Source organism: [Mycobacterium] fortunisiensis (assembly GCF_019050325.1).
Classification (GTDB): domain Bacteria; phylum Actinomycetota; class Actinomycetes; order Mycobacteriales; family Mycobacteriaceae; genus Mycobacterium; species Mycobacterium fortunisiensis.
This window is the reverse complement of record NZ_VOMB01000001.1, coordinates 23,500-37,054: the sequence shown is the minus strand read 5'-3', so window position 1 is coordinate 37,054 and position 13,555 is coordinate 23,500. Positions and strand designations below refer to the sequence as shown.

Genomic DNA, 13,555 nt, shown 5'->3' with positions numbered 1-13,555 from the left:
CTCAGTTCAGGTAGGAACTATCCGAATCGGACTTCTCGAACCACGAACCCGAAGGCAGGAATTCGACCAACCCGTCCAGAGCCCGCTGCAGGTTGTCCTTGGTCCCGGTCAGGAAGCTGCCGTAGAGCTCCCCGTTGACCCGGCGCGGGATGGACACGATGCGGCCGTTCTTGGAGTCGAGGACTCCGGCGGCGACGTCGACCTGGGCGATGGTGCCACCGGGATTGCGCTCGGACACCACCAGCTCCACCCAACTCTCGGGCTCGGAGATGATGTTCGCGTACACGCGCGCCGACGTCGGCGGAATCCCGTAGCCGGTCAGTTCGTCGGCGGTGCGGCATTTGGCCAGCGTCTCCGCGACACCGGTCAGCGGCTCCACGTTGGCCGGCGTCCCCTCGCCCAGCACGGTGTTCACCATGCCGGCCAGGCCCACCTGCGCCGCCACCCGCTGCAGCACCAACATGTCGTCGTCGCGGGCGGCGACCACATGCCGGCCGCCTTTGCGGCACACCACGAACCGGATCATCTTGCCGCCCACGTCGCGGCGCCACCAGCGACCCTCCAGCGTGCGATCGGGCCGGCTCAGGGTGTCGAGCATGGCAGCCACCTCCGGATGTGGGGTGCCATAGACGTCGAGCACGCCCTGGGCGGTGAGGTCGCGCTCGACCTGTTCCCAGACGATCTGACGCAGGTCCGGTTGTGGAATGTTCAGCCGGATGCCCATCGAGGGCGGGAAATCGCTCAGACCGAGCTTGTCGGCGACCACCAGGATCCCGTCGATGGTCAACTCGACGCCGACCACATCGTCGATCGGCTGCACCGCGGCTTCGGCGCCGTACGGAGTAGTCATGAATCCGCCCCCTTACCGAACTGTCCCGTTGAGCGCGTCGCCCAGCACGCCGTCGGTGCGGTCGTAACCACTCGCGGCGCGGGTGAGCTTCTCGCCGAGGTCTCGCGAGACACCGGCCACCGCGGCGCCGGCCCCGCGACGCGCATGCAGCGCCGCCGCGAGCGCCGCGGCGGTCGACGCCGAAATCGACCCGTGCGTGCGCCGCACCGCGGCGGGCATACCGCCGCCTGCCTCGGTAGCCACCGTCAGGCTTGTTGCAGCGTGGCCTTGTTTTGTCGATAGCTCATGTAAATGCGCGGTGGCAACCCGCAACTGACCCGCCATGAAATCCCCTCGATCCCTGTCCCCAGATTCTCACCTGTCGATTACGGCCGCAGATCCGGGTACACCGCGATCTAATGTAGCCGCCGCTGCCAGAGGCAGCTGGCCCTGCTCGAAATCCGCCCCGACATGCGCCGGAACCGTGCCCGCTGCACCGCCGTCGAAGGCCGCGGTGGCCAGGTCGGGCGGCAGTGTCCTGGCGGGCTCGTGCTCGGTGGTGGAGTTCGGTGGTCCGGCCGGTTCGCGCTCGGCGGGGCCGGTGGTGCCCTCAGCGCCGGCGTCGGCGCGCTCGTCCTTCTCTTCTGCCTCCGTACCGGCCCGGTCGTCGGCATCCTCGTCGTTTCGCCGCTCGTCTCGATGGCTGTCGTCGCGACCCTGGTCGCCGGTCCCGGCCTCGACGCCGGTGGCGGCCCCGTCGAGCTGGGCCGACTCCGCGCCCAGGCCGCCGAACTGGCCGGCCGCCTGGCTCGCGATCTGTGCCGCCTGACCGAACGCCTGCGCCAGCCCGCTCAGCACCCCGCTCAACGGGCTCATGATCGAACCCAAGATCGCGCCCAGGGCGCCCGCCCCGGCTCCGGCCGCATCGAAGGACTGGGCCCCGGCGGCCGGCAGGCCCGAGGGCGCCGGGGCAGCCGCGGGCACGGCCGCCGAGAGCGGGGCACCGGCCTGGAATGGTGCCGCGCCGTCTGGTGCCGAGCCATCGCCGCACGAGGGCTGCCCCGACGCGCCGCCGGCCGGCTGCGCAGCGGAGGCCGCGCGGCAGTCGCCGCCGCCCGGCTCGAACTTGGCCCCGGACGGGAGGGCATCGCGGGCCACAGCTTCGTACCGGGCGGCGGCGTTCTGCAGGACCGCGGCGTTCTGCTCGACGTGGCCGCGCAGGGTGTTCAGGTCGGCCTTGGACTCCTCGACGGCCTTGGCCACCATTGCGATCTCAGCTGACATCCGGGCGGCGGACCCGAAACCCGGAATGCCGCCGGCGCCGATGCTCAGCAGGGTCATCGATCCCAGCCAGTCGGAATGCCCGTCAAGGCTGGTGCGGGCCTCCGATATCTGGCCGGCTTCGGTCCTCAGTACGTCGGCGAGCGTGTTGTCCAACCCGATCATCGTCTGGATCCGGCCAACCTGATCGGCATTGCCGCCTGCGTAGGCGGCGGCCCCGAGGCTGTCCCATCCGTCGCCCGGTGCTGCCGAGACGAGCACCTGCCCCGCCACATCGAGCGCGGCCACGCCCTCGCCGATGCGTTGTCCGTTCTCCGGATCGCCCACTCCGGTGCTGCGCTTCATCGACTCGATGGTCTGTTGCCCGGCGTGCAGGATCGGAGAGTGCGCGGCGCGCACGGTCCACCTCAGATTGTTCTCGATGACGTCTTTGCCACGCTCGGCAATCTCGCCCAGCAGACCCATGCCCCGACCCCCCTTCGCCGGGTCCGAGGTTACCAGCGCAGCCACCCCGGTCAGCGCACCAATTTCGGACCCTCGAGCGCACCCGACCGACCCTCCCGACGACCGCCTGACCCTGGTCTATCGCCGTGGCAACGCGTCTTTCCCCGGGCGGCCGGCGACCGCGACCCGGTGCGGTCCGGCATCGGGCGAGGGTGCCGGACGCAGGCGCTGCGGGCGCGGCCGAGAGTTCCCTCCCGGGTACCCGACCGCCGCACCGGACTTTGCCACTGAAAATTTGCTGGTGCGTTATTTCAGGCCGATTGTGGGTGGATCATGCGTGTGACACGGGTTGTAGTCGATACTTGAGCACGGTCAAAGTTCCCTTGTGAGTTCGGTGAGGAGATTCAGGCGTGCCCGACCCCGACGACACCCTGCGCAGAGAGCTCGGCTGGACGGGGCCGGAGGAATCTCACTTCGAACCCGACACCCGGCCGACCCACCGCAAGCCGCCAGAGCCGCCGTCGATACCGGGGCGGCCGCCGGTCGATTTCGTGCCGTCGAAGGCCCCGGGCAGCAGCGACCCTGACGATCCCGGGTCTACGCAGGGTGTACCGGCCGACCCGGACGCCGAACGGGCCCGGCACACATTCCGGGAGGCACCCGCACCCCAGCCGCCTCAGCCGCCCCAGCAGCCGGCACCCCCGCCGCCGCCCCCGCCCGCGCCACCGGCGCCGGCACCGGATGTCCGACATGCCCCGCCGACCACGGGGCCCTCCGAGGCCCGAACGGATGTCTGGGAACACCATCCGCCGGGCTGGCACCTGCCGTCGCAGCGTCCCCCCGGGCCGGGCGGCCCGCCGCAGCCGCCCTACGGCCCGCCACCCGGCCAGCCCTGGCCCGCCGAAGGCGGATTCGCCCCCGATCCGGGGATGGTGCCCGGCACGCCGCCGGTGCCCGGGTCCTACGCCGACCGCATCCGGGTCAACGACCTCGTCCCGCCGAAGCGTCAGCCGCCCGGCAGCGGCTGGCGGCTCTTCGTGTACCGGGCGACTTTCGGGCTGGTCAACCTCGGGCCGTCGGCCGAGGACCTGCGCCAGGCCGAACTTGAGGCCAAGATCAAAGGTGTTCTGCGCGGCCATTACAAGGTGGGCGTGATGGGCAAGGGCGGGGTCGGCAAGACCACCGTCTCGGCCAGTGTCGGGTCGATCTTCGCCCAGCTCCGTCAGGACGATCGCGTGGTGGCCATCGATGCCGACACGTCGTTCGGCAAGCTCGGCAGCCGGGTCGACCCGCAGGCCCAGAGTTCCTATTGGGAGCTGGCCAACGACAAGCACCTCGACTCGTTCGCCGACGTGCGCAGCCGGGTCGGCAACAACGCCGCCGGGCTGTTCGTCCTGGCCGGCGAAGGAACCCCGGCCCGGCGCCGGGTGCTGGACGCGGCCATCTACCGCGAGGCCACCACGCGGCTGGACAAGCACTTCTCCATCTCGGTGGTGGATTGCAGTTCGACGATGGATTCGCCGGTGACCCAGGAGGTGCTGCGCGACCTCGACGGGTTGATCGTGGTGTCCTCCCCGTGGGTCGACGGTGCGGCCACCGCCGGCCAGACGCTGGACTGGCTGGCCGCCCACGAGATGACCAGCCTGCTGCAGCGCACCGTGGTGGTGCTCAACGACTCCGACGGGCACGCCGACAAGCGCACCCGCTCCATCCTGGTCGGACAGTTCTCAGGTCAGGGCCAGCGGGTGATCGAGGTGCCGTTCGACGGGCATCTGCGGCCCGGCGGCGTCGTCGATCCCCGGGAGATGTCGACACCCACCCGGCGCCGCTTCCTGGAGATCGCCGCGGCCTTGGCCGAGCATTTCCCCACCCACGACGAGCGGCGGGACCGCTAGCCTCGCCCGGGCCGGCCCGCGCGCTCAGCGCATCGCGCCGATCAGCGCCTCCAGGGCGTGCACGGCGGAGGCATCGACCGGGTATTCCGCCTCGGCACGAGCCACGGTGTCCTCGGAAACCCCGGCGGCCGTGGCTGTTTCGGCGATCGTGAGGTTCGACTGCCGGCGCGCGGCGTAGAGCCGCTGGCCCAGGGTGGCTCCGGGTGCGGTGGCCGCGCGGGTGGTCAGTTCGTCGATCTGACGCCGGACCGCGCTGAGCGCCTTGATCAGTGCCGGGGTCACCATGCTGAGCCGGGCGGCGCGCGATGCCACGGCCTCGAGCTGACGCAGATCGGCCAGCACCGAGGTGACCCGCGGGGTGAACTCCGGTTCACCGATCGCGGGCAGGGTGGCGATCGTCGACTCCAAGGTGTTGACCGCGGTCAGCACCGCCTGGGCGATCAGTGGGACCTCGTCGCTGGCCGGCGGTGTGGTCGCCGGCGGACCCGCGGCCAGCGGTGCGGTGACGACGGCGGCCGACTGGACGGGCGCCGGCGCGGGCATCGCCGGATCCGGGACGGGCCCGCCCTGGCGCAGCCGGGCGATGGTGCCGGGCGGCCAGCGCAGTACCTCTTCGAGTTTGAGCCGGGTCCGTTCGCGCGGCCAGCTGCGGCCCTTCTCGAAGGCGATGAGCGCACCGGCATTGATGATTCCGTCGGCGGCGAGGCTGCGCTGGCTGATGTCCAGCTCGCGGCGTCTGGCTGCGGCGGCGGAACCGGCACGGATCAGCCCGACATCGAACTCACCAGTAGCGAGATCGTACTCAGCGTCGGTCATGACTGGGCTGTTTCCTCGCCGCTGTGTTCAGCCTCAGCTGACGCGCTGAAGCGGTTGTCGGGACCCCCCAATCCTAACCCCAGACCGCAGCACCGCTACGCATTGGGTTTCTGGCACATACAGCAAACAAACCCCAACGCTACGGCTGTCCGATGGGCCGAACCGTACTGTCGCTACGGGTACATGCAGGTACCTGTAGACGTTCTGACGTGCGGTTTTACATCCAATCTGGCTTTCCCCAGGTGACTCGGCATCGTTACCTTTGCAAATTTCCGTAGCACCGCGATGCAACGGTTCCAACCAAACTGTTGCATCGCTACGGTTCTTGCTATAGCGTTCCCCTCAACGCGGAACACACCGCAACAGGAGCCCTCACAGGAGCAGCAGCATGAACGCACTCATGGCCAACGGCATCCCGCTCGGCGTGTGCACCAGCGACCCGGAGCGGTGGACCTCCACCCCCGACGATCAGGCCAAGGTCATCTGCCGGGAATGCCCCCGGCGCTGGCTGTGCGCCCGGGAGGCCTGCGAACTTCCCCGCGCCGAAGGCCTGTGGGCCGGGATCATGGTCCCGGAAGCCGGCCGCGGCCGCAGCTTCGCGCTCAAGCAGCTGCGCTCGCTGGCCGAGCGCAACGGCTACCCGGTCCGCAAGCTCGGGCTGGTCTTCCCCGAAGCCGCCTGAGGCGGTCCTGGCACCAACGCATCAAGAACTTTCTGGCGCGCCCTTGCGCTGCCGATTCGAGGGGACGGCAGGGCAAGGGCAGATTTCCACTGGGGGAGGAATAGGGGCCCGGGGCATGTCGTTACACCGGCTGACGGTGTCGGGCATTGCCCCGGGCCCCACACCAGAACCGTCGCTTCGAGCGACCACTCGCCGCGAGGCGCAGTGACGGCACCGTCCCCAACGTTCTCCGGCTACCGCTCGAGCGTGGACACCACCGCGTCGAGCAGCCGGTCCACCTCGTCCTCGTCGTAACCACGCTGGAACAGCGGCGGCTTCGGGAACGCGACATTGCGCACGTCTTCGGCGCCGAGGTGCCCCCGCCCGTCCAGGCGCCGGGCCACGAGCGCAAGGAAATCGTCCACCGACTTCTTGTCATACCCCCGCTTGCCCAGCGGCGGCTTCGAAAGCACCGTGCTGCGAACGTCTTCGGCTGTCAATCCCCCGGTCATGACGTCATGCTAACCGGGCCTGGCCCGGTCGCCACACGGCTACCGTGAAGTTCATGAGCAACACCGACACGGCACCCGCCGAGGTCGCCTGCACCCACACGGACTTCGCCGGTGTGCTGCATGCCCGGGAAGTGCCGCTGGGCGGGCCACGGGCCATGCTGGTCCGGCGCACCCTGCCGCAACGGGACCGCTCGATGATCGGCGCCTGGTGTTTCGCCGACCACTACGGGCCCACCGATATCCGCACCCGCCCCGGGATGGACGTGCCACCCCACCCACACACCGGGTTACAGACCGTCAGTTGGCTTTTCGAGGGCGAAATCGAGCACCGCGACAGTGCCGGAGTGCACGCCATGGTGCTTCCCGGTGAACTCAACCTCATGACCGCGGGCGCCGGGATCGCTCACTCGGAGGTCTCCACCGGCCGGACCACCATCCTGCACGGCGTCCAACTGTGGGTCGCGCTACCCGACGCCGCCCGTGACACCGACCGCGACTTTGCCCACCATGTCCCGCCGGCCCGCACCGGCGACGGCGCCACCGTCCGGGTGTTCCTCGGGGAGCTGGCCCAATCATGTTCCCCGGTACATACTTTCACCCCGTTGCTGGGCGCCCAGGTCGATCTCGACGAGGGTGCGACGCTGACGCTGGACGTCGACCCGGCCTTCGAACACGGCGTGCTGCTCGATCGGGGGTCGATCGAGGTGTGCGGCACGACACTGGCCGTCGCCGATCTGGCCTACCAGGCGCCCGGCCGCACCCAGCTGCACCTGGCCAACCGCGGCGCCGGACCGGCCCGGTCGATCCTGCTGGGCGGCCCACCGTTCACCGAGGAACTGGTGATGTGGTGGAACTTCGTCGGCCGCAGTCACGACGACATCGCCACCTACCGCGAACTGTGGCAGGGCCATGGCGCGCGGTTCGGCGAGGTGCACGGCTACCACGGCCGCATCCCACGGCTGCCGGCGCCGCCCCTGCCGGGCGGGCGGCTCAAACCGCGGCCGCGGCCGTCGGGCTAGCTGTCGGTATCCGCGGTCAAATACTGGGCTGTGCTGCCCCCCACCGGCATTGCGGGCAGCCCGAGCTTGCGGTGGTCCCAGCTACGCGTCCGACTGGGTACGACCCGCACCGCGATGCGATTGTTCATCATCTGGTCGACAAACGGGCGCATCTCGTCGGTGTAGGGCCCGGTGTAGCGCTCCCACACGCTGATCCCCACGCGCAGAAGAGCTTCCGGATCATCGATGATGTCGGCGGTGCCGTCGATGGACACCCCGCGCAGGGTGTCGTAGGTGTCACCGTCCTCGATCATCACGGTGATCGTGGGATCGCGACGCAGGTTGACCGCCTTCTGCGACTTGGCCTTGGTCTCGAACCAGATCTCACCATCGAGCACCGCGTACCACATGGCGACCAGGTGGGGCCGACCGTTGGGCAGCACCGTGGCCATCGTCGCGGTCCGGCTGTGTTCGACGAATTCGGCGATCTCCTCGTCGCTCATGACGATCTTCGTGCGCTCGTTCTTGCCCACCTGTCACCTCTCTGCTCGGTCAGGTCACCATGCCACGCGGCTACAACACACCGAACTGCGAGGTCACCCAGCGCACCGGATCCACACACCGGAACGGGGCGATACCCCTGGCGTGCAGACGGTTTCCGGCCGGCGGATGGCCGAGCGCCGACACCGCGAAGTACCGGCTGGTCAGCCGCGGGCCCGAGGTCGGGTTCTCCACACCCGCCACGATCGCGCCGCCGTGCAGCCGGATCAGCAGGCTGCGCACCTCCTGGTCGAGCAGTTGCCCGTCGACGTCGTCGTAGCGCTTGCCGTCGGAGGTGTCGCGCAGGAACGCCGCGCCGCCGTTGGACATCACCAGCGCCCACTCCGAACCCTGCACCGCACGCAGCGCCCGCAGCACGTCGAACTTTGACAGGATCACCGCCAGCCGGGGCTGGCCGGGATTGACCGCCATCAACAGATTCGCCAGGACCGACCGCGGCTCTCCACCGTTGAACGGCTGCGGCGGCAACAGATCCTGCAACTGATCGCGGATGGCCTTGACCCGCAACGGATCGAACATGAAGAACACCGCGTCGGCGTGGGCGAAGAACTGGAAGGGCGGCGCGTGCAGGTCACCGGTCTCCAGATCCTCGCCGGCGACATCGCGCAGCACCAGGAAGCGTCGCACGCCATGCCAGACGCCGATCGAAAACACCAGGGGCTCACGCTGGTTCGGCGCCTGGGTGTGCACCGTCGGGGTGGGCGGCAGCAGGCCACGCTGCACGTAGAGCGGGTTCTCGTAGTTGGTGGCGTAGCTCTGCATGGTGCCGCGGGTGACCGGCTCCATCAGCACGCCGAAGCGCTCACACAACAACTCCAGCTGCTTGACCAGCACCGCGATGTAGAGGCTCTTCCCCGTGGCGCGGGCACCGGCCAGCGCGATGCAGATCGCGTGCCCCTCCCGGAAGCCGTCGGGCAGCGTGAAATGGCAGACCGGGCAGATCTCCACCGCCGGACCCTGCAGCGCACGGCTGGCCTCCGACGTCGGCGGGGGCGGGCCGTGGTAACCCGCAGCGCGGGTCCAGGTGTAGAGCGGGCCGCAATCGGCCGGCGCACCCAGATAGGCCGAGGCCACGTCGTCGCGATAGCGGGTGCCACCGGCCTGGGCCGGCAGCGTCCACAGATGGTTGTTGGGGCTCAATGGCGTGAAGCAACGCGGGCACTTGCTCATATCAGCCCCGGCTCCCCCTCAGTCGCTCTGTCAGCGACACATGATCGCCCCGCCGCATCAGCCTGCTCACCATTTTGCGGTATCCGCGCATCGTCCCCTCGGAAGCATCACCTGACATCTGCGCCATCAACATCACCACGGATTCGGCGTCGGCGCCCGACATGGTGACTGCCACCTTGCCGGCCAACCGGACCACGAGCTGGTCCACCGGATCGAGGACGTAATCGGCCGGTCCGCTGCGCAACAGACCCATCGCCACCACCGGAACCGGCGCCAGCCCGTCGCCGTCCACCAGTGGCAGTACCCGAGCCACCGCCTGTGCTCCGTAACCGGTCTCGGCGGCCAATCCCTTGCAGGCCTGCGGATACGGTTGGCCGGCGAGCACCGCCAGCAAAGCGAAGGACAGCAGCCGCACCGAGAAATCCGGGTGCACCGACTCGGGTTCCAACCAGGCCAGCGCCTGGTCCCAGATCGGCACATATGAGCTCTGGTGGGTGTGCAGATAGCGCTGGTGCAGCCAGTCCACCGGTTCGATGCGCCGCACCGCCGCGCAGGCCACGGCCATGCTGTCGCCGTTGTCGTCGATGACCTTGCCGGCCAGCTGGTGCAGGTCGGCCGAGTCCGCGGCGCCCACCAGGGTGCGCAGCGCGGCCAGCCCGGGCAGTGGGCCGGTACCGGCGGCCAGCAACAGATCCGGCGGATTCCACACCGCCGCCGACGCGGCCGCCTCGAACCGGGCCGGTTCGGTCGTCCGCAACCACCACAGCTGGGCGCCCGGAGCGTCCGCACCGCGGCGGCGCGACCGCAGCCCGCGCAGTGCGGCGCGAATCCACACCGCATCCCCGGGTTGGGCCGCGGCAAGCTCCGCGTGCCCCGGCACCGGGGCGGCCTCGGCCAGCCAGTCCAATATCTCGTCCTCGATCCCACTGCCCTCGGGATCAGTGTCGTGCAGCAGCAACGCCGCCAGCGACAGCCGATCGGCCGGGCCGATCAGGGCACGCACCCCGGGATCGGTGAGGCCGGGCAGCACGTCCTCGGTCAGCGCCGCCTGCAGCCGGTCGTCGGTCACCCCGGCCCGAAGCAGCAGGTCGATGACCCTCAGCAACCGGTCTGGACCCTGGTGCCGGCTGCGCTCCAGGGCCGGCCCGATGGCGGCCCGCAGCGACGAAGGTATTGGTTTCCCGTGAAACATTCTCGGCCCCAACGGGATTGGGCCGTCCCCGGTCATCCAGCCATCATCGGCGATGGCCCGGGCGAAATACGCGGCGTCGGCGAACGCCGCTCCCGCCCCGTCCGGCAGCTCGTGCACCGCCCGCCAGGCGTCGGCCGTGCTGGTGCCGACCACACCCGAAAGCACCTCGGCGATGATGCGCGCGGCCTCCGACCCGACCAGCGCGCCCGACGGCGAATGCGCAGCGATCACCTCATGCGCTTCCACCTGCGCATCGGCAAACTCCGGGTGTCCGGCCACCGCCATGGCCATCGGCCACGCCGGATGCAGTCCGTCGTCGCGGACCTGGGCGGACAGCGTGTCGATGTCCTCGAGCACCTGTCGCGCCGAGGCCACGTCCAACAGCACCACCTGCGCCATCACCGACCACCGCGTCACCTCGATGTGGTGTCCGCCGGCCGTGCGGTGCGGATCACCGCCGAGTTCACCCAGCGACACCGTCTCGGCCTCGCTGATCACCGTCAGGCCCGGTTCCACCATGGCGAGATCCTCCAGCGGCACCGCGCTGAAAAGCTGGCCGTGGTGCGGCGCGACCTGCTCGACACGGTCGAACGTGGAGAAACTCATCCGGGCCGCGGTCCCCGGCGACATCAGGAAACTCACCAGGCCGATCCACTGCGCCGCCGAATCCGGCGACCGCGCCCCCAGCACCACCGGCGGACCACCGGCCAGTGCCGCGGCCACCGCATCGAGCAGGGCGAACAACGTCGCCAACCGCCAGGTCGCGCTGTCCAGTGCGAAGGCCACCACGCTGTCCTTGGTCACCGCATCACCCGGCTGCGGGGTCCCCTCGGCAAGCTCGGCTCGGGCCACCGCGGCGGCCCCGTAGGGCCGCAGCCAGCCCGGTGACCGCCACCACTGAATGGCGCGGTGCTGCGGATGGGTGTTCGGCGCACGGTCCAGCACCACATGCGCGAACACATTGCCCGGACGGCCCGTGCTGTCCGCCCCGGCCGGAAACGTGTGCCAGTACCCGGCGCCGTACTCGAGCCGGCGGTACATCAAACGGCGCGGACCCTGCTCCAGCTGCTCGGCGGTCGGGAAATCCGGCGCCGGCTCCACCGGGCGAAACACCGTGTGCACACCGGCGATCAACGCCTGGGTCTCCTCCGGCGTCAGGTCACCATCGGTCTGTTTGACCTGCCAGCCGCCAACAGTCCCGACCGCGTCGAACGACGTATAGGCGAGCTGGCCGTAGCGCGATGTCATAGCACCGTCGCGGTGAGCTGCAAGGTCTGCACCGGCGGGTCCAACAGGGCAATGGTGCTCAGCTGGGCCGGGTCCAGAATGTTGACGAATAGCCGGATCCAACCGTGCAGGCCGCTGACATTGGCGGCCCACAGCTCGCCGCTGCCCGACGCGGTCAGCGCGGTCCAGCGCAGTTCCTTGGACGGATGGTCGGCCAACTGGCCCTGGGCGTCCAGCGGCGCCACGTCGACGGGCTGGCCGTCGTGCACGCTCAACGGCATCCGCTGCGGGTTGTTGACCAACACGAACGACGGCGAACCCGGCACATCGTGTTCCGAACGCACAGCAACGGTGGCGGTCGTCGGAAAACCGTTGGGGTCACGGCCGATTCGCACCGCGTACTGCAGCCGCAGCATCCCCGGGTATTCGATGCCGGCCACCGGCCCGGTCACCCGGCGACCGCCGGAGAACGCCACCGAAGCCAGGTGCAGCGAGCAGCCGTCGACCGGAAGCGCTCCGGTCAGGTGCATGCCGCCGTACTTTTCGTAGTCCTCCAGCGAGATCTCGAACGATCTGCCGGTCAGCCCGATGCGCGGATCGTGCCCTTTGGGGGCGAGGGTGACCACCACCCCGGCGGCGCCCTCCGGCCAATCGAAGGTCAGCACCTGCTTGTTGCAGTATTCGACGAGCTCGATGTCGCGGATCAACCCGGTACGCACCGCCGAGACCGTGCGCCCCAGCACAGCGCGCCCGGCCAGGACCGTCACCGGGGTGACATAGGCCCGGCTCCATCCCGGCGGCCACGGCACCCCCGTCATCAGGGTGCGGTGGCTGCCGTCGGGGTGGGGCTGGTCGACCACCGGGCGGCGCAGGCGCAGGTCCGGTGTCAACCCGACCTGCTCGAGCGCGTTCTCGGGCAGCTCCGTGGAGACCCCGCCGGCGCTGGGGCCGCGCTCGCTGAGGTAGACGACCACCTCGGCCCCGGGCGCCGCCCAGGACAGGTCGAACGACTCGCCGTCGAGGCTGGTGTCCACCGTGATGTCGGTGACCGCGGCCAGCACCGCCGACACCTCGACCTCGGCGTCGGCGGGCTCGGACAGTTCCGTGCGCCCGTCGACGTCGACCGCGCAGCGGGCCCGGTAGCGGTAGCGCTTACCCCGTGCCGCGCCGGTGTCGACGAACCCGGACAGGTTGTCGCTGTCGGCCAGGATCCGGTAGCGCGCCTCGTCGCCGTCGGCCTCCTCGACCGGGATGCGGTACACGTGCACGGCCTGCGCGGCCGGCGGTGCGGTCCACTCCCCGACGACCAGACCGGTGTCCTGCCGGATGGATACGTCGTTGAGCGGGGCCACCAGTACCCCACTGGCGTGCAATACGGGCCGGGTGCTCAGGGCGTCCGAGCGCGACGTCCCGGTGATCACCCACACCTGGTAGAAGCGCACCGGGCCGGTCAACGGGCGGTCGTCGCTGGCCGCCGACAGCGGCGTCGCGGCGACCAGGTCGGCGTTCTCGGGGGATCTGGGGGCCCGGTCCTCGGCGCTGACCACCCGGTACAGCACCACTCCCCCGTTGGCTGCGTAGTCCGGCCAGCTCAGGTCGACGACACCGGGGCGCCCCTCGTCATGACGAAACGCGATGGCGTGCGCATCGGCCGCGGGCGGCGCCGGTGCGTCGGACGGACTCGTGGGTACCGCCGGCGGCTGCGCTTCCAGCTCGGCCAGCAGCCGGGCCATCGCTTCGGCGTGCTCGGCCACCGAGCCCGGCAGCATCTCGCGGATCTGCTCGACATCGGTGCGCCCGGACCTCAGCACCAAGCGCAGATGCGCCTCTTTGAAGCTGCGGGCCGCCACCGCGCCGGAGTCGACCAGCTGCTGGCGCCAGGCCAACAACGGCGCCAGCCGCGGATCCGCGTCGTCGGTATCGTCGACGGGATACAGATCGGGCATCAGAACACCAAATCCCCGCAGGT

The 13,555-nt window shown here is 70.0% G+C and carries 12 protein-coding genes; 3 read left to right on the top strand and 9 right to left on the bottom strand.

From position 1 onward, the window contains the following. Nucleotide 1: 1 nt before the first annotated feature. Genes FR943_RS00150 through FR943_RS00140 form a run of 3 tightly spaced genes read right to left on the bottom strand, consistent with a single transcriptional unit; the run spans nt 2 to nt 2,575 of the window. A complete protein-coding gene (locus FR943_RS00150) occupies nt 2-850 on the bottom strand; it encodes an ESX secretion-associated protein EspG (protein WP_217154306.1) in 849 nt (282 codons plus the stop codon). Nucleotides 851-862: 12 nt separating this feature from the next. Continuing rightward, nucleotides 863-1,174 carry a type VII secretion target gene (locus FR943_RS00145; protein ID WP_217154305.1) on the bottom strand — a complete coding sequence of 104 codons (312 nt, stop codon included), beginning with the start codon at nt 1,172-1,174 and terminating at the stop codon, nt 863-865. 30 nt (nt 1,175-1,204) lie between these two features. After that, nucleotides 1,205-2,575 (bottom strand): EspA/EspE family type VII secretion system effector, encoded by a 1,371-nt coding sequence (locus FR943_RS00140; RefSeq protein WP_217154304.1) that lies wholly within the window; start codon nt 2,573-2,575, stop codon nt 1,205-1,207. A gap of 389 nt (nt 2,576-2,964) precedes the next feature. Between FR943_RS00140 and FR943_RS00135 the strand changes: the two genes are divergently transcribed. Then, nucleotides 2,965-4,449 (top strand): MinD/ParA family ATP-binding protein, encoded by a 1,485-nt coding sequence (locus FR943_RS00135; RefSeq protein WP_217154303.1) that lies wholly within the window; start codon nt 2,965-2,967, stop codon nt 4,447-4,449. Nucleotides 4,450-4,473: 24 nt separating this feature from the next. Here the strand turns inward: FR943_RS00135 and FR943_RS00130 are convergent, their stop codons facing one another. Continuing rightward, nucleotides 4,474-5,265 (bottom strand): helix-turn-helix domain-containing protein, encoded by a 792-nt coding sequence (locus tag FR943_RS00130; protein ID WP_217154302.1) that lies wholly within the window; start codon nt 5,263-5,265, stop codon nt 4,474-4,476. A 388-nt stretch (nt 5,266-5,653) separates the two neighbouring features. Here FR943_RS00130 and FR943_RS00125 point away from each other — a divergent pair, with 388 nt between their 5' ends. Next, a complete protein-coding gene (locus tag FR943_RS00125; protein WP_217154301.1) occupies nt 5,654-5,947 on the top strand; it encodes a WhiB family transcriptional regulator in 294 nt (97 codons plus the stop codon). Between the two features lie 233 nt (nt 5,948-6,180). Here the strand turns inward: FR943_RS00125 and FR943_RS26580 are convergent, their stop codons facing one another. Further along, entirely contained in the window at nt 6,181-6,438 is a 258-nt protein-coding gene (locus FR943_RS26580) for a DivIVA domain-containing protein (RefSeq protein ID WP_217154300.1), read from the bottom strand. Nucleotides 6,439-6,491: 53 nt separating this feature from the next. Between FR943_RS26580 and FR943_RS00115 the strand changes: the two genes are divergently transcribed. Beyond that, nucleotides 6,492-7,457: a pirin family protein gene (locus tag FR943_RS00115; protein WP_217154299.1), complete on the top strand. Its 966-nt coding sequence runs from the start codon at nt 6,492-6,494 to the stop codon at nt 7,455-7,457. Here the strand turns inward: FR943_RS00115 and FR943_RS00110 are convergent. Genes FR943_RS00110 through FR943_RS00095 form a run of 4 tightly spaced genes read right to left on the bottom strand, consistent with a single transcriptional unit; the run spans nt 7,454 to nt 13,532 of the window. Further along, nucleotides 7,454-7,969, bottom strand: coding sequence for a pyridoxamine 5'-phosphate oxidase family protein (locus FR943_RS00110; protein WP_217154298.1), 516 nt, complete (start codon nt 7,967-7,969; stop codon nt 7,454-7,456). The two genes, FR943_RS00115 and FR943_RS00110, sit on opposite strands and share 4 nt — an antisense overlap. Before the next feature lie 40 nt (nt 7,970-8,009). Beyond that, nucleotides 8,010-9,167 carry a hypothetical protein gene (locus FR943_RS00105; RefSeq protein ID WP_217154297.1) on the bottom strand — a complete coding sequence of 386 codons (1,158 nt, stop codon included), beginning with the start codon at nt 9,165-9,167 and terminating at the stop codon, nt 8,010-8,012. A gap of 1 nt (nt 9,168) precedes the next feature. Beyond that, complete coding sequence (locus FR943_RS00100; RefSeq protein ID WP_217154296.1) at nt 9,169-11,607, bottom strand: GAP1-N2 domain-containing protein; 2,439 nt, start codon at nt 11,605-11,607, stop codon at nt 9,169-9,171. Continuing rightward, complete coding sequence (locus tag FR943_RS00095) at nt 11,604-13,532, bottom strand: SaeA-related protein (RefSeq protein ID WP_217154295.1); 1,929 nt, start codon at nt 13,530-13,532, stop codon at nt 11,604-11,606. Before FR943_RS00095 ends, FR943_RS00100 begins: the two co-directional genes overlap by 4 nt. Between the last annotated feature and the right edge of the window lie 23 nt (nt 13,533-13,555).

Bases quoted from the DNA above. Each gene is read 5' to 3' on its own strand.
- FR943_RS00150 (WP_217154306.1), bottom strand. From the start codon at position 850: ATGACTACTCCGTACGGCGCCGAAGCCGCGGTGCAGCCGATCGACGAT.
- FR943_RS26580 (WP_217154300.1), bottom strand. From the start codon at position 6,438: ATGACCGGGGGATTGACAGCCGAAGACGTTCGCAGCACGGTGCTTTCG.
- FR943_RS00125 (WP_217154301.1), top strand. From the start codon at position 5,654: ATGAACGCACTCATGGCCAACGGCATCCCGCTCGGCGTGTGCACCAGC.
- FR943_RS00130 (WP_217154302.1), bottom strand. From the start codon at position 5,265: ATGACCGACGCTGAGTACGATCTCGCTACTGGTGAGTTCGATGTCGGG.
- FR943_RS00115 (WP_217154299.1), top strand. From the start codon at position 6,492: ATGAGCAACACCGACACGGCACCCGCCGAGGTCGCCTGCACCCACACG.
- FR943_RS00105 (WP_217154297.1), bottom strand. From the start codon at position 9,167: ATGAGCAAGTGCCCGCGTTGCTTCACGCCATTGAGCCCCAACAACCAT.
- FR943_RS00100 (WP_217154296.1), bottom strand. From the start codon at position 11,607: ATGACATCGCGCTACGGCCAGCTCGCCTATACGTCGTTCGACGCGGTC.
- FR943_RS00140 (WP_217154304.1), bottom strand. From the start codon at position 2,575: ATGGGTCTGCTGGGCGAGATTGCCGAGCGTGGCAAAGACGTCATCGAG.
- FR943_RS00145 (WP_217154305.1), bottom strand. From the start codon at position 1,174: ATGGCGGGTCAGTTGCGGGTTGCCACCGCGCATTTACATGAGCTATCG.
- FR943_RS00095 (WP_217154295.1), bottom strand. From the start codon at position 13,532: ATGCCCGATCTGTATCCCGTCGACGATACCGACGACGCGGATCCGCGG.